The sequence below is a fragment of the Niveispirillum sp. genome, from assembly GCF_052437035.1.
Classification (GTDB): domain Bacteria; phylum Pseudomonadota; class Alphaproteobacteria; order Azospirillales; family Azospirillaceae; genus Niveispirillum.
The window spans coordinates 51380-70923 of record NZ_JBQVOH010000016.1; the positions used below are offsets into that span (position 1 = coordinate 51380).

Here is a 19544-nt window from a genome sequence, read left to right on the forward strand (position 1 = left end):
ATTAGCCCTCCTCTGCGTCGATAGCAGCGTCCAACGCTACCGAAAAGACATCGACATCGACATCACTGTCTGTGATGCCCGCGGCGCGCTCAGCGCGGCGGCGATCGCGCTCTGTCAACTGCTCGCGATATGCAGCGCGGCGGGCGTCGCGCGCGGCCCGCCAGTCAGTGGGTCGACGGGTATTGGCTGCGACCAGTTCGGCCAGCACAGATTTTTGGGGGGTCAACGACATCGACATGGTGACGTCCTCCGCATTGGCGGTGGTTAATCGGCAAAACTCAATCTTGCGGCTGAGCCAAAGCCCTGCGAATGCCAAGGCTCGCATTGCCATCGCCCAGATCCAACGCCCGGGCCAGGCTGGGTGCATCGAGATAGACCTGGACGCGCCGACCGGCGGTCATCTCAGTCGGGCGGCCCATCACACCGAGGGCTGAAGCAACACGACGACCATCCAGTCGGATCACCCGCTCAGCATTGAGCTGGCAATACGCGCCGGTCGGCAAGCGGACGAGGGCTCCAACGCCGTGAGCGTCAGATTGAACAGTACCCAAGATCTCGGCCCCAGGTGGGATAACGGGAGCGTAGGTCTGCCATGGACCCTGGGGGTATACGATCAGTCGACCTGTGGCAGCGGGGGGCATGGAGTACGCTCTCGATATCACTCTCAGGTATGGATAATATATATACACATAAAAAAGATTCAAGGACTTTTTTGTGTGTACGTAAGTTTTTTTGTCGGCGTTGAAGATCAACGTGTGTGGGATGTGGGCGCGCGGGGCGCGCGTGGGGGAGCACCGGCAACAGCGCCTGGGCGGAATGAATGGGGCGGTGGGAGTGATGTGGGTGGACGGATAGGGCTGGCTTTAGGCCCTGCGGGCCTGTTTAGGGCAGGGAAGGAAAAGTCAGGCGGGGTCCTGGGTGGGGAACTGGTGGGCTGACTGTAGGCCCTACGGGCCTTTTGAGGGGGAACCTGGAGGCTCGTTATGGCCCCCCGCGTGGGCCTGGGATCACTTCAGTGATCAAAAGTGATGCCTCAGTGATGCCAAAGTGATAAATCATGATTTGTCTAACGCATTGATTTTGCTTTGTTTTCTATCCAAAAGTGACAAAAGTGATGCTTTTTCCGGAAAAATTCCCTGTACATATATAGCGTAATGATCAAAGCCTAATTTTATATCCATTGGATATACATTTTTTCCTTACGCGTAACTTCCCAAAAAGACATCACTTTTGTCACTTTTGGGTAAAAGCCCTAGGTTTTCTGCGGGTTTCAAGAAATAATGATTTATCACTTTGCCTTCACTGAGAAATCACTTTTGTCACTTTTCTGATCCTCGGGGGCCAGAGGCCCCCACAGACAGCCCCCAGACGTCCCGAAAAGGCCCGCAGGGCCCAAAGTCTGCCCGCCGGGTTCCAACCCCGCGGATCCCGACAGACTTTTCCTTCCCTGCCCCAAAAAGGCCCGCAGGGCCTAAAGCCAGCCCCATCCACCGACCCACATCGCTACCACCCCACCCCCAATTCCGCCCAGGCGCTGGTGTCGGCGCCATCTCCCACCACAGCCGGCCAAATGCCCACCAAATACAGCCGCCCATGACGCATGACGGCAGAGCCGTCACACGCTCCCCCGCCCAGCACCCTCATATCAATTTTCCCAGGACCCGCCCCGCCCAGGTCTTCAACACCGCTGCTGGCTTCCCCGGCTCAGGCCGACCGCGCGAATCCTGCCACGTCACCCCAGGGGGTTCAGTGATTGGTTCAGTGATCCGCCAAGGACTACTCGGTACATCACAGCTAAGTCTTTGATTTCATTGGGAAAAATTGGCGGACCCGAATGGATTCGAACCATCGGCCTCTGCCTTCGGAGGGCAGCGCTCTATCCAGCTGAGCTACGGGTCCATGCCGGCATTGGGGAGCAACCCCAAGCGGCGCGGACCATAGCGCATCGGTTCGGTCGGTGCAAATGCTTCGTTCGAGAAAATGAAAATTGCCGACAAGCCACTGAAATAAATCGATTTTTCAGCCCAGCATGGCCCGCAGTGCCTGCCGTGACAGGTCTTTCAGCGCGTCGCGCATGCGCTGAAGCTCATCGGCGGCGGCCTCGTAATCCTGGATCAACCCACCCACGAGGGTCGCGGGATCATCGGCCTCATCCGGATAACGGTCGCGGGCGCGGGCCGCGCGGCGGCGCAGGCGTTCAACGATATCTTCTTCAGCCGGCATCATATTATTCCCGATATATTCCAGGCTCTTTAAGCATGGCCGGCCCCGGCCCGTCACGCCTTTCCTTCCACCATTGCCCCACCCGGACGGGGTAGCCTGCCAAGCATACGGTGGAAGTATGGTATTTACGCTACAATTCAGGGGTTGATTATGCATTCGCTCATGCCCTATTCAGGGGCGGGGCGTTGTTTAGCGTATGTGACGAGGTTTCCATGCTTTTCCTCTTCCTCCGGTCCGCGGGCCTGATGATGGCTGCGGCATTCCTGGCATTCGCCCCCGTGGCACCTGCCCACGCCGCCGCCGAAGAACAGGCGGAAGATTGCATGATGGCCGCCGCCGGGCGTTGCAGCTTCACCGTCGGCAGGGAGGGTGTGCATCGCATCCAGTTGACGCTGGGCCAGGCACAGACCGGCAAGCTTCGTGATCTGACCATCGGCGGGCAGCAATGCCCGTTGCAGCATCAGGCGGCGGACGGTCAGGATGGTGCCCTGCATGCCGCCTGCTTCGCCTATCTTTCCGCCGGCGTGACCTATGAGCTTTCGGTGCCCGAAAGCGGCAAGGTCAGCGTCGTCAAGGCTGACCCGGCCCATGGCGAGCCTGTGACCGTCATTCCCTGACGGGGTCGGTATTTCGGGCCTGTTCAGCCTTCACCATCATGGCGATGACGGCGGGAAGTTCGACCGTCGGTGACCAGCCCAGGCGTTCACGCGCCTTGCGGCTGTCCCCGCGCAGTTCACCCACCTCCGCCGGCCGGAACAGGCCCGGATCGACCGCGACGCAGATGCGCCCGCTGTCCAGATCGATGGCGGTTTCCCCCGCCCCCGTCCCCTGCCAGTGCAGACGGATATCCAGGGTCTGCGCCGTCAGCGAAACGAAGTCGCGCACGCTCCAGGTACGTCCCGTGGACAGAAGATAATCGTCCGCCCGGTCGGCCTGGAGCATCGACCACATGCCCTGCACATAGTCGCCGGCAAAGCCCCAGTCGCGCCGCGCATCCAGCCGCCCCAGCGCCATGGGTGACGACTGCTCCCCCGCCCGCCAGCGGGTCAGGCTGCGCACGATCTTGGCGGTCACGAATTCCGGGCCGCGCAGCGGCGATTCGTGATTGAACAGGATGCCGTTGACGCAGAACAGGCCATAGGCGATGCGGTACAGCGTCGTCATCTGGTGCGCCGCCACCTTCGCCACGGCATAGGGGCTGCGGGGCCGGAACAGCGTCGTCTCCGTCTGCGGCACCTCCGGCGCCTCACCGAACATTTCAGAGGTGGAGGCGTGGTAGAAGCGTGTATCCGGGCAGCGGGTGCGGACCGTCTCCAGCAGGTTGGTGGTGGCGACAGCATTGCTGGCGAAGGTTTCCGCCGGAATATGGAAGGATGAATGGACGGAGCTGTGCGCGGCGAGATGGTAGATCTCGTCTGGCAGATGATCATCCATAAGCCAGGAAACCGCCCGCCCGTCGGTCAGATCGACGGTCACCGTCGTCACCCGGCCCAGCAACCCCATCTCCCGCAGCCGCCAGGCCTGCGCCAGCGACGTGCCGCCGGGACGCAGGGTGCCGGTCACCCGATACCCCTTCTCCAGCAGAAGCGATGCCAGATAGGCACCGTCCTGGCTGGTGATGCCGGTGATCAACGCCCGCCGGCCCGTACCCCGCTCCTCACCCATCAACCCATTCCGACGATTGCGATGGCATCGGCCACACCGATGCGGATAAGCATATCTATAAGGGTACCGGCGCCTGGATGGGATCGGTAAAATCGGCGCGGAAGGAGAGATTATCCCGATGAATGTGCAGCATCAGCCATCGACCGCCATTGCCGAGCTTCAAGCCGCCATCGCCCTGCATGATGCCGGTCGTCTGGCGGAGGCGGAGACCGCATACCGGTCGGTCCTGGATCGCGCACCCGGCCATGGCGATGCCTTGAACCGGCTGGGCGTGTTGCATCTTCAACGGGGTGAATATGCTGCGGCGGCGCCGATCATGGAGGCGGCGGTGAAGGCGGTACCGAATGATCCCGTCCGCCATTCCAATCTGGCCAGTGCGCTGCGCCGCCTGAACCGGCTGCCCGATGCGTTGAACGCCTGCCTGCAGGCCGTGCGTCTGGCGCCTGACTTCGCCGACGGTCTCGTCAACCTTGTCAATATCCTGGATCAGATGCAGCGGTTGGGCGACGCGGTGGCAGCGCAGCGGCAACTGATCACGCTGCGCCCCTATTCGGCGGAGGCGCGGTTGCAGCTGGGCCGGCTGCTGATCCTGGATAACAAGCCGGAAGCGGCCATCGAGGCGATGTATGAGCTGCTGGCCATGCAGCCCCTATCCGTCCATGCCTATACCAACATGGGCGTGGCCTTGCGGCGGCTGGGCCGGCTGGCCGATGCGGCGGTCGCCTACCGCACGGCGCTGGGCTTCGCGCCCGACGATCCCGGCCTGCTCAGTAATCTGGGGATCGTTCTCCAGGATCAGGACCTTTACCCCGAGGCCATGGACTGTTTCCGCCGCGCCATCGCCAAGCAGCCAGACAGCGCCACGGCGCACCTGAACCTGTCCGTCGCCTATCGCGAGGAAATGCTGATCGAACAATCGGTCAGCAGCGCCAGGGCCGCCATACGGCACGATCCCGCCCTTGCCGCCGGCCACACGTCGCTGGCCATGGGACTGCTGATGCAGGGCAAGTATCCAGAAGGGCTGGCGGAATACGAATGGCGCTCGCGCATGCCGGATTTTCCCTCTCCCCGCCGGGATTTCACCTCTCCCGCCTGGGACGGGTCGGACATGGCGGGCCGCACCTTGCTGGTTCATGACGAACAGGGGGTGGGCGATGCGCTGCAATTCGTCCGTTATGTCCCGGTGCTGCGCGAACGCGGCGTGAATGTCGTGCTGGAATGCAACAGCCAGCTGGTGCGCCTGCTGGGCGGCGTTCCCGGCCTGGGCCCCGTGATCGGGCGGTTTCAGCCGTTGCCGCCGCACGATGCCCATGTATCGCTTTTGTCATTACCGCACCTGTTGGGGGCCTGTATCGACAATGTGCCCGCCGCCCCCTATCTGGCGGCGGAACCGGACCTGCAGGCGCAATGGGGCGAGAAACTGTCGCGATACCAGGGGCTGAAGGTGGGCATGGTCTGGGCCGGCAACCCGGAATTCAAGGCCGACCGTTTGCGTTCCCCCGGTCTGGCGGCGGTGCGCCCGCTGCTGGACACGGCCGGCGTATCCTTCTTTGGCCTGCAAAAGGGACCGGGCCGCAAGGATCTGGAAACCGCCGGACCCTTGCCGCAGAATTTTGTCGATCTGGGGCCGGAGATCGGGGATTTCGCCGATACTGCCGCCATCATGGCCAACCTTGACCTAGTCATCACCTCCTGTACGGGGCCGGCGCATTTGGCCGGCGGGCTGGGGCGGCCCACCTTCACCTTGCTGCCCTTCTCTCCTGACTGGCGCTGGCTTGAAAAGGGGGAGGATACGTTCTGGTATCCGTCCATGCGGCTTTTCCGACAGGAGAGGCGCGGTGAATGGGCGCCTGTGGTCCAGCGGGTTGCGGACGCCCTGGCCGCATCGATTTCCCGGTCAAAGGAGAAGAACGCCTAGGTGACGGGGGTTCACACCGTGTGGTGCGGCCCCCGCTTCAGGGCAAAACCGGTGATGCTGCCCACCACACCGAACAGCAGGACATAGAGCGCCGGGGCCATGGGGCTTGCCTGCAACATCATGGTGACGGCAATGGGCGTCAGGCCGCCGAACACCGCATAGGCCAGATTGTAGGAGGTGGACAGGCCGCTGAACCGCACGGAACCGGGGAAGACATGCACCATGGCATGCGGCACCGCCCCGATCACGCCCACGCACAGGCCCACCATGGCGGATGCGGGGAACAGCCAGGACGGATCGGCCCGCAGCAGGGCGAACATCAGCAGGGCTGACAGGCCCAGCAAGGGGCTGAACCATGCGAAGAAGCGGGCCGCCCCGATCCGGTCCACGATCAGGCCCGCACTGATACAGCCCGCGGACAGGAACAGGGTCGCCACCGAATTGGCACGCAGTGATTCTGCCGCCCCGAACCCGTAGAATTTCTGCAGGATGGACGGCATCATCAGGATCAGCACGATGATCCCCGCCGACAGCAGGCCCGTCAGCGCCATGGAAATGGCCACACCGCGCCCATGGTCGCGCGCCACCACCCGCAGCGGCAATTCCTGCGACAGCTGCTTGCGTTCCTGCATGGCGCGGAAAACCGGCGTCTCCGCCAGCCAGCGGCGCAGATAGACGGAGATCAGGCCGAACACGCCGCCCAGCAGGAACGGCCCGCGCCAGACATCGTCCAGCACCTGTTCCGGCGTGAACAGCGTATTCACGCCCGTTGCCGCCAGCGATCCCAGCAGGATGCCCAGGGTCAGGCCGCAGGTGACGGTGCCGCAGGCAAGGCCGATCCTATGGGCCGGCACATGTTCGGCCACGAACACCCAGGCGCCCGGCACCTCACCCCCGATGGCCGCCCCCTGGAACACGCGCAGCAGCAGCAGCAGAACCGGCGCCGCCAGCCCGATATCGGCATAGGTGGGCAACAGGCCCATGCCCAGCGTCGATACCGCCATCATCAGGATGGAGAAGGTGAACATGCGCTTGCGGCCCATCCGGTCGCCGAAATGCGCCATGATGATGCCGCCCAGGGGCCGGGCCAGATACCCGGCGGCGAAAACGCCAAAGGTCTGAAGCTGCTTCATCCAGTCCGGCAGTTCGGGCGGAAAGAACAGTTGCCCGATGACCGTCGCGAAATAGACGAAGATGATGAAATCATAGAATTCCAGCGCCCCACCCAGGGAAGCCAGGGCCAGGGTGCGTACGTCCTGGCGGGACATTGCATGGGGTGACGGCATTCCGGTCGCATCCTCCGACAGCCCCGCCAGCACCGGTGATCGGTCGGCAAGGGCTTGTTTTCATATGCTATCCGGCGACGCCGCCGCCTCTGTCAAGTCCGCGATCAGGCGGCGATATACTGCATGCCCAATTGCAGGCTGCGCGCAATGCGCCCGGCGGTGGCGCGCACCGCCGCCGCATCCTCTGCCGTCAACGTTTCTTTCGCCGTTTCCTGCCACAGCGACAGCCAGCGGTCGAACCGGTCCTGGGTCATGGCGGCGCGGTGGCGCAGATGGGCCGCCATCGGATTGCCCTTGTATTGTCCGCTGCCCAGCATCACCGACGACCAGAATTCGGTCAGCAGCACCTCATGATGCTCCCAGTCGGTGATGGCATTGTTGAACCAGGGGCCCAGTTCCGGGTCGCTGCGCACCTTGGTATAGAAGGCGCGCACCAGTTGGGCCAAAGCGTGATCGTCCATGATCGGTCCTCGTTCCGGGTGACGGAAGGAGGATGGCTGGCGGGCTTTAAAGATGCAAATCAAATATATCTTATAGACTCTATGTCGCGGGGACGGGCTCGCCGGCGTTCGCCCCCGGGCGCTGAACAGGCCGCCATTGCTGACTTATCCTCTTGTCGCTGCTATGATGCCGTCCTCAACGCCATAGCCACGCCCATACCGGTTCGGTGCCCCCCAGGGGTACGGACAGGGGGCAGGGTGTTGTGAAACACCACCTTGTTTTCTGTTTCATTTGGTTGCACGAGGCCGCGTTACGCCCCGCAGCTTTCCCGCACGATCAGTTCGGTGGGCAGCTGTTCTGGTCGATGATCGGTCAGCGGGTCCAGGATCTGGGAGACCAGCTTGCGCCCCGCCTCCGCCGTGTCCTGGCGCACTGTGGTCAGCGCCGGGGTGGAAAGGCGGGCCAGCAGCATGTCGTCATAGCCGACGACGGAGACATCGCGCGGCACCGACAGGCCGGCCCGGCGCAGGGCACGCATGGCGCCCAGCGCGATGAGGTCCGATGCGGCGACGATGCCGTCGAACTTCACGCCGCTGCGCAGAAGGCGACCGATGGCCGCCTCCGCCGATTCCAGCTCGAACTCCGCCGCGATGTTCAGTTTGGGATCGGCGGTCAGGTTGCTTTCGGCCAGCGCATCCCAATAGCCACGCCGGCGCTGCATCGCCTCGGGATCGTTGCCGCCGATGAACAGGATGCGTTGGCGCCCCAAGCGGGCCAGATGCAGGGTGGCACGGCGACCGCCTTGCAGATTGTCCGACCCGATGGTGCAGTAATCCTGCCCCGGCAGTTGCGCACCCCAGACGGCGAAACGGGCGGGCGTGGCGGCCAGCCGGTTGAAGGCCTCATGCAGCGTGCCCTGACCCAGGAAGATTACGCCGCTGGCCCGGCTGGTGGTGACGGTGGCGACAAGGTCGTCATAGCCGGCGGGGGCCACATGGCTGACGGTGAAGTCGCAGTCGCGGGCCCGCGCCGCCTCTCCGATATTGGCCAGCAGTTCCAGGAAGAACGGGTGCGACAGGGGCAGGGCGCGGCCATGGACGAAGGGGGTGACGATGACGATCGACCCCTCGGCCCCGATGGGACTGGCCGGCATGTAGTGGCGGAACGGGTAATCATGTTCACGCGCCAGCGCCCAGATGCGCTGCTTGGTGCGCGTGCTGATGGTGGGATGGTCGTTCAGCGCACGCGAGACGGTGGCCACCGACACGCCTGCCAGCTTCGCCAGATCCTCAAGCGTGGTTTTGGAGTTGCTGGACACGGCCATCGCGTTAGAAGCTGGCGGGAAGAAGGTGCCGCAGCATAGCGCACGGGAGGGGGGATTTTGCAAGCAAGTGAAAAGGCGGTGGCGGCGACGCCATCCGATACCCGTCCTGCACCCGACGCCCGCTTCCCGCTTTCCAACCGCCAGATATGGAACATGTGCGCCGGCCTGTTCGGCGTGCAGATCGTCTGGGGCCTGCACAATGTCAATACCAGCCGCATCTTTCAGGCGCTGGGCGTGGAGATCGCCGACCTGCCCATCCTGTGGATCGCGGCGCCTATCGCGGGGCTGCTGGTGCAGCCCATCGTGGGTTACCTGTCGGACCGCACGCGGTCACCGCTGGGCCGGCGGCGGCCCTATCTGATCGCGGGCGGGCTTTTGTCGGCGCTGGCCTTGTGCATCATGCCCAATGCCGGAACCCTGTGGGCCTGTTCGGCGACCCTATGGCTGCTGACCGCAGCCATCAATATCGCCATGGAGCCGTTCCGCGCCCTGGTGGCCGACCGCCTGCCCGATGATCAGCGCACCAAGGGTTTCGCGGTGCAGGTGTTCTTCATCGGCGCCGGTGCGGTTTTCGCCTCCATCCTGCCCTGGCTGATGGCCCATGGGCTGGGCGTCAATCTGGCGGCTGATGGGCAAGCCCTGCCGCCCTCGGTGCGGGCCGCCTTCTATGTCGGGGCGGGGTGTCTGCTGCTGGCGGTGCTATGGACCGTGGTGACGACGGCAGAGCCGGAGGGGCCGCCGGACATGGCGGCAGGCCGGGCACCGGAGCGGGCGGCGGCAGACGGCGGTGGCTTGGGGCTTCTGCGCAGTGGAGCGCTGTGGGCGCTCGGCGGTGCCGGGCTGACCGGTTTCGCGCTGGGCACGGGGCAGGAACGGGAAATCCACCTGATCGCCATCATCGCCATCGCCTTCGGTCTGGCACAGGTGGCCGCCGCTATCCTGCGCGGGCGGGGGGCGGCGTCGCTGGGCATGCTGGAGATCGTGGAGGATATCCTGCATATGCCGCACCTGCTGAAACGGCTGGCCATCGTGCAGTTCTTCACATGGTTCGGGCTGTTCGCCATGTGGATCTATACAGTCCCCGCCGTCGCGGCCCGGCATTTCGGCAGTACCGACGCCACGTCGACCGCCTATAACCAGGGGGCGGACTGGGTCGGCGTGCTGTTCGCCGGGTATAATGGCGTGGCCGCCCTGGCGGCCCTGGTGCTGCCGGCACTGGCGGCACGGGTGGGGCGGCGGGCCTGTCACGCGGTCTGCCTTCTACTGGGCGCGCTGGGCCTGGCTGGATTTGCGCTGGTGGATGATCCGGTCTGGCTGTGGCTGCCGTCGGTGGCCATCGGCTGTGCCTGGGCGGCGATCCTGTCCATCCCCTATGCCCTGCTGGCAGGTGCCGTGCCGGCGCGCAAGGCCGGGGTCTATATGGGCATCCACAATATCTTCCTGGTCCTGCCGCAACTGGTGGCCGCCACGATCCTGGGGCCGCTGGTGGGCAACTTGTTCGGCGGTCACGCCATCCATGCCCTGACCCTGGCAGCCGTCTCCCTGGCCATCGCCGCCCTCTGCATGGTCTTCGTCCCACGGGAATGATCGATGGGTCGCGGCGAATGCCCCATCCGCCGGATATGGATCGAGAGATTTTGCTGTCAGGGCCTGCCTTCGGCCTGACCTGACCCACGGGTTTTGTTGCACCTGCTTACGCAAAATTTGCACTAACGTGGCATCATCCGGGCGGATTTTGGAACGGATTTGCGGGTATTGATTGAATGATATCGGGCGAATTGACTCCATAAAACATAACAAAATCAAATAAATAATAACAATCTTTCGCCTCTTGAAAATTTGCGCTTGCGCGTTACGCAAGTTTGCGCAAAATTGCGCAAACAACATGGATGCTGCCCGGAAGGATCGCAGGTCGGCGCGCTGTATGCGCCGGGGCGAAGGGCGGCGGAAAAATCCGAAAAGGGGAGGGAACAGGAAGTGAAGGATGTGAAGACCAACCACAGCCGCGCGCTGTGGCTGCGCGGCGGCGTGTCGCTGCTGGCGTTGGCCCTGGTCGGCGCACATGGCGCCCAGGCTCAGACCGCCGCCGAACCGAAGGCCGAGGCGGCCCCCGTTCTGGAGGAAATCGTCGTTGTCGGTGTGCGTGCGGCCCTGGAAAGCGCGCTCGACATCAAGCGCAATGCCGGCACCGTGGTGGACAGCATCACGGCCACCGATATCGGCGCCTTCCCGGACAAGTCCGTGTCCGAAGCGTTGCAGCGCGTGCCGGGCATCACCGTGTCCCGCCTGCAATCATCCGATGACAGCACGCACCCGTCGGGGGAGGGGACGTCCGTCCTGATCCGCGGCCTGACTCAGGTCCGCACCGAATTCAACGGTCGTGACAGCTTCTCCGCCGACAGCTATCGCGGCCTGAACTTCAATGACGTCTCGCCCGAACTGATGGCCGGCGTCGATAGCTACAAGAACCAGACGGCGGACATGATCGAAGGCGGCATCGCCGGTACCGTCAATCTGCGCACGCGCCTGCCGTTCGATGCCGATGGTCTGGCCATTGCCGGCAATATCAAGGGCTCCTATGGCGACCGGTCCAAGAAGTGGACGGGTGAATATTCCGGCATGATCAGCAATGTCTGGGAGGCGAATGCCGGCAAGTTCGGCCTGCTGGCCAATCTGGCGCGGTCCCATGTCGTGACGCGGACCGAAAGCGTCATCATGGACAAGATCGACACCTATTGTTCCGCCGGTGCGGTCGATGCCTCGGGCAAGGCCATCATCGGGGCCGACGGCACGGTGGGTTGTACCCGCAATCCGTTCGGTGGCACCGGCTGGGCCTATATGCCCGACGGTATCCGTTACTCGCTGGTCGATTATGACCGCACGCGGCGCGGTACCTCGCTGGCCGGGCAGTATGAGAATGACGATGGCAGCTTCCAAGCCACCGTGCAGTACACCCATTCCAAGTACCATAATGCCTGGCTGGAAAATGCCAGCCACGTCATCCTGGATGGCAACGCCTATGGCTCGTCGGCCTTCCGGGTGCGTGACACCAGCGTCATCGGCCCGGCCACGGGTTCACCGGCCCCGACCTTCGGCGCCGATGGTATGCTGGAAAGCGGCCTGCTGACCCAGGGTCACGGCAGCTGGCGCGGCTCGTGGGACAGTTTGCAGGATGCGATCAACACCGGCTCGGCGGTACCCGGCAAGCCGTTCGTGAACTATTGCGGCAACGGCGCCTGCAGCACCACCACCCTCCAGGACGGCCTCTATTTCCAGAACGAGGCGCGGAATTTCGACCATCGTGAAGGCACCAAGGACCTGTCCTTCAATGTGAAGTGGGACGTCAGCGACCGGCTGCACACCAGCTTCGATGTGCAGCGTATCACGGCATCGACCACCAACGACGATATCCTGGTCGCCACCGGCTCCATGGCCGACATGCAGTACTCCGTTGGTAAGAACGGTGTGCCCAACGTCGTTATGAAGCCCGGTTCCAACGTGAATTATGCGCCGGGCGGCCTGTCCAACCCGCATAATTATTGGATTCCCTTCATCCAGGCGCATCTGGAGGATAATGACGCCAAGGAAACGGCCTTCCGGGGCGACGCCACCTATGATCTGGACGCCGGTGATGGCTGGCTGAATTCGCTGAAGGTCGGTGTCCGCCATGCCGACCGCAAGCAGACGGTGCGTTATTCCACCTTTAACTGGACGCCCGTCGCAGCCAGCTGGAACTGCAATGGCCCCGGCTTCAACGCCGACAGCACGGGCGGCACCTATCCCGCCGGTTGCGGCAATGGCCAGCCCTTCAAGGGCTATGGCGCCGGCATCTGGGACACGGTCAATCTCGGCGATGACTTCTTCAATGGCGAAGTCTATCCCAACGGCGATCTGGTCTATCTCAGCCGGGATGTGCTGAAGGACCGTGACTGGCTGGTGAAGTCGCTGTCGGGTCCCAACACCAACAACCCCGTTTCGCCGGGCTGGGTGCCGATCTGCGATCGTCCGGGCCTGCCCTCGGGCAGCTGCTTCCTGCCGTCCGAAGTGATGCATGTGCAGGAAAAGACCAATGCCGGCTATGCCATGCTGCGCTTCGGCGGCGGCGACATGACTATCTTCAATGGCATCACGGTCGATGGCAATATCGGCGCCCGTATCGTGGAAACCAAGATCAACAGCCAGGGTTCTGTGGGCTTCCCCACCGACACCGCGCTGCGCGCCCTGCAGGGCACGCCCTGTGGTTCCACGCTGCCGCCCGGTGCCGTCGTGAACCCGGCCTGTTCCCTGACGCCGGCCATCCTGGCCTTTGCCAACGGGTCGGGCACAGCCAACGACTTCAAGACCGATTACACCAACGTCCTGCCCAGCTTCAATGTCCGCTTCGGTCTGGATGATGACCAGTATATCCGCTTCGCGGCGTCGCGGGCCATGGCGCGACCGGATTTCGGCCTGCTGCGCAACTTCGTCTCCATCCAGTCGCCCGTGATCGATACGACCGCCAGCTCACCCTATCTTGTGAAGAACGCGTTGGGACAGGTGACCGGGTATAATTTCGTCTTCCGGGCGGAATCCGGTTATGCCGGCCTGAAGCCGCTGAAGGCCGACCAGTTTGATCTGGGCTATGAATATTATCTTGGCAAGAGCGGGTTGTTCTCGGTCGGCGGATTCTATAAGAAGCTGCGGAACTCAATCTCCTACGGCGAATTCGTGCGTGAATTCACCAACGGCAACTCCACCCAGACCGTGATCATGCGCGGTCCGCGTAACCAGAAGGGTGGGGGAGAGCTGTACGGCTTCGAAACCTCCTACCAGACCTTCTTCGACTTCCTGCCCGATTTCTGGAACGGGCTGGGCATGCAGGTGAACTACACCTATGTCGAACAGTCAGGCATCAGCAATTCCAATCTGGTGACGCAGGGCGCGCTGGACGCCGGCGGTACGGGTGGCTTTGGTGCCGGCCTGGATGTGTCGGGCGGGCGCGGTGCGGTGATCGACAGCCACAAGCTGGCCGGGATTTCCAAGCACACCTACAACATCGTCGGCCTGTATGAGCAGGGGCCGATCGGTCTGCGCCTTGCCTATAACTGGCGGTCGCGGTTCCTGACCAACAATCTGGATTGCTGCATCGGCTTGCCTGTGTTCCAGAAGGCGGCGGGCTTCCTGGACGGTTCCATCCGGTACTCCATTTCCGAGAATCTGGAAGTGGCCCTGGAAGGCACCAACCTGCTGGATACCAAGACGATCTATCAGCAGCAGATCTTTGGCGACAGTGCCGTCACGCCGGGTGCCAAGCCCGTCTACAAGGATGCCAACTGGGGCAAGGCCGACCGCCGCGTCCAGGTCGGCGCCCGTGTGAAGTTCTGATCCTCCCCAGGGGCGCCGCAGCACACTCCCTCCGCGGCGCCCCCATTTTTATTGCAGCCGGTTGATGAGATACATCATCCGACCGGGCACGGAGCGTCATCGGATGCGGGTACAAGCGGCAAAGCGCCTGCGGGTGGTGATTGTCGGCGGCGGCACGGCGGGCTGGATGGTGGCATCCGGTCTGGCCAGGTTGCTGCCCACCGATGCCTATGATTTGACCCTGATCGAAAGCGATGAAATCGGAACGGTCGGGGTGGGGGAGGCGACGCTGCCCCATATCAAGCTGTTCAATGACCGGCTGGGCATCGACGAGGCCGAGTTCATGCGCGCCACCGGCGCCACCATCAAGCTTGGGATTGAGTTTGTCGGCTGGAACCAGCCCACCGACCGCTATATCCATCCGTTTGGGGTGTTCGGCGAACCATGGGCCGGGGTGGATTTTCAGCACCATTGGGCCCGCGCCCGCCTGTCCGGCATTGAGGCCGGGTCCTTGCAGGACTATTCCTTTGCCGTGGCCCTGTGCCGGGCGGGCATGTTCGACCATCCTGCGGCAGTCGATACGAAATCGATACGGTCAACATTCTCCTACGCCTATCATTTCGATGCCGGATTATACGCGGAATTCCTTCGCCACTGGGCCACTGCGCGTGGCGTGACGCGGGTGGAGGGGCGGATCATCAATGTCGCACGGGATGGGGAGAGCGGGCATGTCACCCGTCTGACCCTGGCGTCGGGCGGCGGAATCGAAGGTGACTTCTTTGTCGATTGCAGCGGATTCCGCTCCCTGCTGGTCGGCGGGGCAATGCAGGTGCCCTGGTGCGACTGGTCGCACTGGCTGCCCTGCGACCGGGCGCTGGCAGTGCCGTCAGGGTCCGTGCAACCGTTGACCCCCTACACCCGCGCCACTGCCCGCAAGGCGGGCTGGACTTGGCGCATCCCGCTGCAGCACCGGATCGGCAATGGCTACGTCTTCTCCAGCCGCTGGTGCGGGGAGGACGAGGCGCGGGAGACGTTGCTGTCGGCGCTGGACGGGCCGGCGCTGGCTGAGCCGCGCCTGCTGCGTTTCGCTGCCGGGCGGCGGGTGCGGGCCTGGGCCGGAAATTGCGTTGCGGCGGGCCTTTCCAGCGGCTTCCTGGAACCGCTGGAAAGCACGTCGATCTTCCTGATCCAGGCGGCGATGTTCGATCTGGTCGGGCTGATGCCCCGGCCCGGCGGCGGCATTGATCCGCGTCTGGCGGCGGAGTTCAACCGCCTGTTCGAGATCCATTACGACCGGGTGCGCGACTTCCTGGTCCTGCATTACATGGCCAACAGCCGTCATGGAGAGCCGCTGTGGGACCATGTGCGCAGCATGGAGATGCCGGACAGCCTGCTGCACAAGCTGGACCTGTTCCGTGAAGGGGCGGCGGCACCCGATTACAAGCTGGGCCTTTTTTCGCGCGACAGCTGGCTGTCGGTGTTCGAAGGGCAGGGGGTGATGCCGGGGGCCTATGCCCGACTGGCCGATCATTTGCCGCTGCCGGAGCTGGAAAGGCGGCTGTCGGATTTGCGCGGGCGCATCCGCGACGGGCTGTCGGGCATGCCGGCCCATGCCGATTTTATCGCCCGCCATTGCGCGGCACCCGACCATTCCGGATCGCGGGGGAATGCCGCATGAACCAGCCGATCAACCATTTGGTCATCGCCGGACGTGACGCGCCCCTGTGGCTGACGGCGGCCACGCTGGTCCGCGCCTTGTCGCCATCGGGCCTGCGGGTGAGTGTTGTCGAACTGCCCGCCAAGGCGGGGCCGGGCGACCTGCATGCCAGCCAGCCGGCGCTGGAGGCGCTGCATCATCAGCTGCGCCTGGATGAAAAGGGGCTGCTGGCGCGGGTGAGGGGGGCCTATACGCTGGGCTGGAATTTCGCCGATGCGCCGGGTTCCGTTCCGCCCTTTCTGCATCCGTTCGGTGCGCTGGGCTCCCCCATCGGGGGGCAGGATTTCTTCGCCCATTGGTTGCGCGCCCGCCGCCATGGCCTGTCGGTTCCGCTGGAGGATTTCAGCCTAACGGCGGCGGCGGCCCGGCAGGGGCGGCTGTTCATCCCCGATGCGCAGAGCGAGGAATATGGCCGCAGCGACTATGGCTATCACCTGCCAGCGCTGCCCTATGCGGCGGTCCTGAAGGAACTGGCAATTCGCGCCGGTGTGACGGTGATACCGGCGCGCGGCCTGTCGGTGGCGCGCGAGGGCGGTGTGATCACCGGGCTGATGCTGGAAGATGGGCAGCGCGTCGAGGGGGATTTCTATCTGGACGTCACGGGCAGCGATGCGCAGCTGATCGCCGGGCCGGAGAACAGCCTGGAACCCTGGGAGTTCCCGGCTGACCGCGTGCTGACGGCGCGGGGTCCGCGCATGAAGACGCTGCCCCCCTATGCCGAGGTGCGGGGCTTCAACCAGGGCTGGATCGCGCTGCGTCCGGCACAGTCGGGAACCTATCTGACGGCAGTCTGGCGGTCTGGGTCGGGGGAGGCGGATGTGCTGCGCCGCCTGCCGCCGCTCTGCGGTTTCGCACCGGAGGATGCGGTGGGGCGGGGCAGTGCGCCGGGTCTGCGCGCCCGCGCCTGGGATGGGAATTGCGTGGCGCTGGGTCAGGCGGCCGTGCGTCTGGACCCGCTGCATGACCTGGACCTGCTGGCCCTGCAGCAGGGGCTTGTGCATCTGTTGGCGCATTTTCCCCGGCATGGCGGATTCCTGGCCGCACAGGCCGAATATAACCGGCTGACGCGGGCGCATTTCACGCATCTGCGGGATTTCCAGGCGATGCATTACCATCTGGCCCGCCATGTCGGCCCCTTCTGGGATGCAGCGCGCGATCTGCCTTTGTCCACCGACCTGTTCCACCGCCTGTCGCTGTTCCGGGCGCGGGGCGAACTGGCGCCGTGGGACGAGGATGACCTGGCCCCCGACAGCTGGCGCGCCTTTCTTGTCGGGCATGGGCTGGTGCCCGACACTTATCCACCCGCCCTGGATTTGATCCCGGCGGAGGAATTGAAGGCGCGGCTGCGCGCCATGCTGGGCTTCGTGAAGGCCCAGGTCTTGCGGCAGCCGACCCATGACGCCTATCTGCACCATGGTCAGTGACGTGCGTTTCGACTGGTTTCATTCCTGCAAAGAGGCCCCCCTGATGAATTTCCATTCCCTGACGCTGCTTTCCTCGCTTGTCGCCCTGGGGGCCGCCAATCCGGCGCTGGCCGCTGACCGTGAATGCGCGCAGTCGCCGGGCAAGCTGATCGAGCTGTGCGTCTTCGTGAAGGATGGGCAGGCCTTCTATGAGGTCAGCCGAAAGGGGGCGCCGGTTCTGGCGCCGGGCGCCCTGGGCCTGGGCTTCAAGGGGGAGGCGCCGGTCCGCTATAGCGCCATCAAGGCGGTGAAGCGGGCGGCATCGGACACGAATTGGGAACAGCCCTGGGGCGAGCAGCGGGTGGTGCGTGACAACCATGCCGAAATGACGGTGACGCTGGGCGGGGATACCGTCCTGAACGCCTCTGTCGATATCAATTTCCGCCTGTTCGATGACGGTATCGGTTTTCGCTATGACTATGCCGCCCTTCCGGCGGGTCAGGCCGTGGAGGTGGTGGGCGAACGCACACAGTTCCGACCCGTGGGTAATCAGACGGCCTGGTGGTATCAGGCGCAGGGCGAGGAGCGGGACGAGTATCTTTATACCAAGACCGACGCGCGCCGCATCACCACCGCCGAAACGCCGCTGACGCTGAAGGGCGATAACGGCTTGCATCTGTCCATCCATGAGGCGGCGTTGGTCGACTTTCCGTCCATGCTGCTGTCGGGGGATGGGGCAGGGACATTGACGGCGAAGCTGATGCCCTGGCCCGACGGGGTTCTGGCGCGCAAAACGGGGCCGTTCACCACGCCCTGGCGGACCGTCCTGATCGGCGACAGTGCGGTGGCACTGGCCGACAGCCGCATCACCTTGAACCTGAACGAGCCCAACAAGCTGGGCGACGTCTCCTGGTTCAAGCCCGGCAAATATGTCGGCATCTGGTGGGAGATGCATCTGAACAAGTCCACCTGGGGCACCGGGCCGATCCATGGGGCCAACAATGCCAATGTGAAGCGCTATATGGATTTCGCGGCCAAGTACGGGTTCACCGGCGTTCTGGTCGAGGGGTGGAACAAGGGCTGGGACGGCGACTGGATCGCCAATGGCGATCAGTTCAGCTTCACCGAAAGCTATCCCGATTTCGACCTGCCGGCGCTGGCCGCCTATGGCAAGGCAAAGGGGGCTGGCCTGATCGGGCATCATGAAACGGCAGGTGCCGTGGTCAATTATGAGCGTCAGCTGGAAGACGCCATGGCGCTCTACCAGAAGGTGGGTGTGGATCGCGTCAAGACTGGCTATGTCAAGCATAGCGGCACCATCCTGGACGAGGTGGGCGGCCAGCAATGGTTTGCCGGTCAATATATGGTGCGCCACCACCTGAAGGTCGTGGAGACGGCGGCCCGGCACAAGATCGCCGTGAACGCGCATGAGCCGGTGAAGGATACGGGTCTGCGCCGCACCTGGCCCAACTGGGTCAGCCGTGAAGGCGCGCGGGGCCAGGAGTTCAACGCCTGGGGCAAGCCCACTAATCCGCCCGAACATGTCACTATCCTGCCCTTCACCCGCATGCTGGCCGGGCCGATGGATTACACGCCCGGCATCTTCGACGTCGTGCATGGCAAGGACAAGCTGGAGGCGCGGGTTCAGTCCACGTTGGCCACACAGCTGGCGCTCTATGTCGTGCTGTACAGCCCGGTGCAGATGGCCGCCGACCTGCCGGAAAATTACGAGGCGCGGCCTGACGCGTTCCAGTTCATCCGCGATGTTGCAGCGGACTGGGAAACGTCACGCACTTTACAGGCGGAGATCGGCGATTACGTCGTGGTCGCCCGGCAGCCACGCGGGGGCAAGGATTGGTTCCTGGGCGGCGTCACCGACGAGAATGCCCGCAAGCTGACCCAGAAGTTGGACTTCCTGACGCCCGGCATGCGCTATGAAGCGCAGATATACGCCGACGGGGCCGGGGCGGATTACAAGAACAACCCGACCGCGTTGAAGGTGGAAAAGCGCGTGGTGACGTCGAAGGACAGTCTGGAGCTGGACATGGCACCGGGTGGCGGCATCGCCGTCCGGTTCAAGGCCCTTTGATCTAAAAGGGCAAAAGCCGCCGGCATCACTGCCGGCGGCTTTCTTTGGTCAATCGTGATCAGAACCTGACATTTACGCCGGCGGTGACGGTACGCCCGATTTTGGTTTCGAAGAGAGTGTCCTGTCGTTTGCTGT

At 63.8% G+C, this 19544-nt stretch carries 13 protein-coding genes and 1 tRNA gene; 7 read left to right on the plus strand and 7 right to left on the minus strand.

Annotation, left to right across the window (positions count from 1 at the left end):
• Position 1: 1 nt before the first annotated feature.
• The 3 genes from ACT6Q8_RS24355 to ACT6Q8_RS24365 all read right to left on the minus strand — a co-directional run bounded on the left by ACT6Q8_RS24355 (position 2) and on the right by ACT6Q8_RS24365 (position 2223).
• Entirely contained in the window at positions 2 to 331 is a 330-nt protein-coding gene (locus tag ACT6Q8_RS24355) for a hypothetical protein (protein ID WP_444735082.1), read from the minus strand.
• Between the two features lie 1491 nt (positions 332 to 1822).
• Positions 1823 to 1899: transfer RNA gene (locus tag ACT6Q8_RS24360), tRNA-Arg, on the minus strand.
• Positions 1900 to 2019: 120 nt separating this feature from the next.
• Positions 2020 to 2223, minus strand: a complete 204-nt coding sequence (locus ACT6Q8_RS24365; RefSeq protein ID WP_094458148.1) for a hypothetical protein — start codon at positions 2221 to 2223, stop codon at positions 2020 to 2022.
• Between the two features lie 245 nt (positions 2224 to 2468).
• Between ACT6Q8_RS24365 and ACT6Q8_RS24370 the strand changes: the two genes are divergently transcribed.
• The gene (locus ACT6Q8_RS24370) at positions 2469 to 2840 is read left to right on the plus strand and encodes a hypothetical protein (RefSeq protein WP_156344888.1); all 372 of its coding nucleotides are present in this window, start codon (positions 2469 to 2471) and stop codon (positions 2838 to 2840) included.
• On the opposite strand, the gene ACT6Q8_RS24375 is transcribed toward ACT6Q8_RS24370, so the two are convergent.
• Positions 2830 to 3888, minus strand: a complete 1059-nt coding sequence (locus tag ACT6Q8_RS24375) for a GDP-mannose 4,6-dehydratase (protein WP_444735081.1) — start codon at positions 3886 to 3888, stop codon at positions 2830 to 2832. The genes ACT6Q8_RS24370 and ACT6Q8_RS24375 overlap by 11 nt on opposite strands.
• A gap of 118 nt (positions 3889 to 4006) precedes the next feature.
• Between ACT6Q8_RS24375 and ACT6Q8_RS24380 the strand changes: the two genes are divergently transcribed.
• A complete protein-coding gene (locus ACT6Q8_RS24380; RefSeq protein ID WP_444735080.1) occupies positions 4007 to 5806 on the plus strand; it encodes a tetratricopeptide repeat protein in 1800 nt (599 codons plus the stop codon).
• Positions 5807 to 5817: 11 nt separating this feature from the next.
• Here ACT6Q8_RS24380 and ACT6Q8_RS24385 read toward each other — a convergent pair whose 3' ends face one another.
• The 3 genes from ACT6Q8_RS24385 to ACT6Q8_RS24395 all read right to left on the minus strand — a co-directional run bounded on the left by ACT6Q8_RS24385 (position 5818) and on the right by ACT6Q8_RS24395 (position 8857).
• Positions 5818 to 7092, minus strand: coding sequence for an MFS transporter (locus tag ACT6Q8_RS24385; RefSeq protein WP_444735079.1), 1275 nt, complete (start codon positions 7090 to 7092; stop codon positions 5818 to 5820).
• Between the two features lie 104 nt (positions 7093 to 7196).
• A complete protein-coding gene (locus ACT6Q8_RS24390; protein WP_444735078.1) occupies positions 7197 to 7553 on the minus strand; it encodes a group III truncated hemoglobin in 357 nt (118 codons plus the stop codon).
• A 290-nt stretch (positions 7554 to 7843) separates the two neighbouring features.
• On the minus strand, positions 7844 to 8857 hold the full coding sequence (locus ACT6Q8_RS24395; RefSeq protein WP_054170385.1) for a substrate-binding domain-containing protein: 1014 nt from the start codon (positions 8855 to 8857) through the stop codon (positions 7844 to 7846).
• 57 nt (positions 8858 to 8914) lie between these two features.
• Here ACT6Q8_RS24395 and ACT6Q8_RS24400 point away from each other — a divergent pair, with 57 nt between their 5' ends.
• The 5 genes from ACT6Q8_RS24400 to ACT6Q8_RS24420 all read left to right on the plus strand — a co-directional run bounded on the left by ACT6Q8_RS24400 (position 8915) and on the right by ACT6Q8_RS24420 (position 19409).
• Positions 8915 to 10444: an MFS transporter gene (locus tag ACT6Q8_RS24400; protein WP_444735077.1), complete on the plus strand. Its 1530-nt coding sequence runs from the start codon at positions 8915 to 8917 to the stop codon at positions 10442 to 10444.
• Positions 10445 to 10834: 390 nt separating this feature from the next.
• Positions 10835 to 14221 (plus strand): TonB-dependent receptor, encoded by a 3387-nt coding sequence (locus ACT6Q8_RS24405; protein ID WP_444735076.1) that lies wholly within the window; start codon positions 10835 to 10837, stop codon positions 14219 to 14221.
• A 64-nt stretch (positions 14222 to 14285) separates the two neighbouring features.
• Positions 14286 to 15878: a tryptophan 7-halogenase gene (locus ACT6Q8_RS24410; protein WP_444739450.1), complete on the plus strand. Its 1593-nt coding sequence runs from the start codon at positions 14286 to 14288 to the stop codon at positions 15876 to 15878.
• Positions 15875 to 17341: a tryptophan 7-halogenase gene (locus ACT6Q8_RS24415; RefSeq protein WP_444735074.1), complete on the plus strand. Its 1467-nt coding sequence runs from the start codon at positions 15875 to 15877 to the stop codon at positions 17339 to 17341. The genes ACT6Q8_RS24410 and ACT6Q8_RS24415 overlap by 4 nt, the downstream gene beginning before the upstream one ends.
• Positions 17313 to 19409, plus strand: a complete 2097-nt coding sequence (locus ACT6Q8_RS24420) for a glycoside hydrolase family 97 protein (protein ID WP_444735073.1) — start codon at positions 17313 to 17315, stop codon at positions 19407 to 19409. Before ACT6Q8_RS24415 ends, ACT6Q8_RS24420 begins: the two co-directional genes overlap by 29 nt.
• The last annotated feature ends 135 nt before the right edge of the window (positions 19410 to 19544 follow it).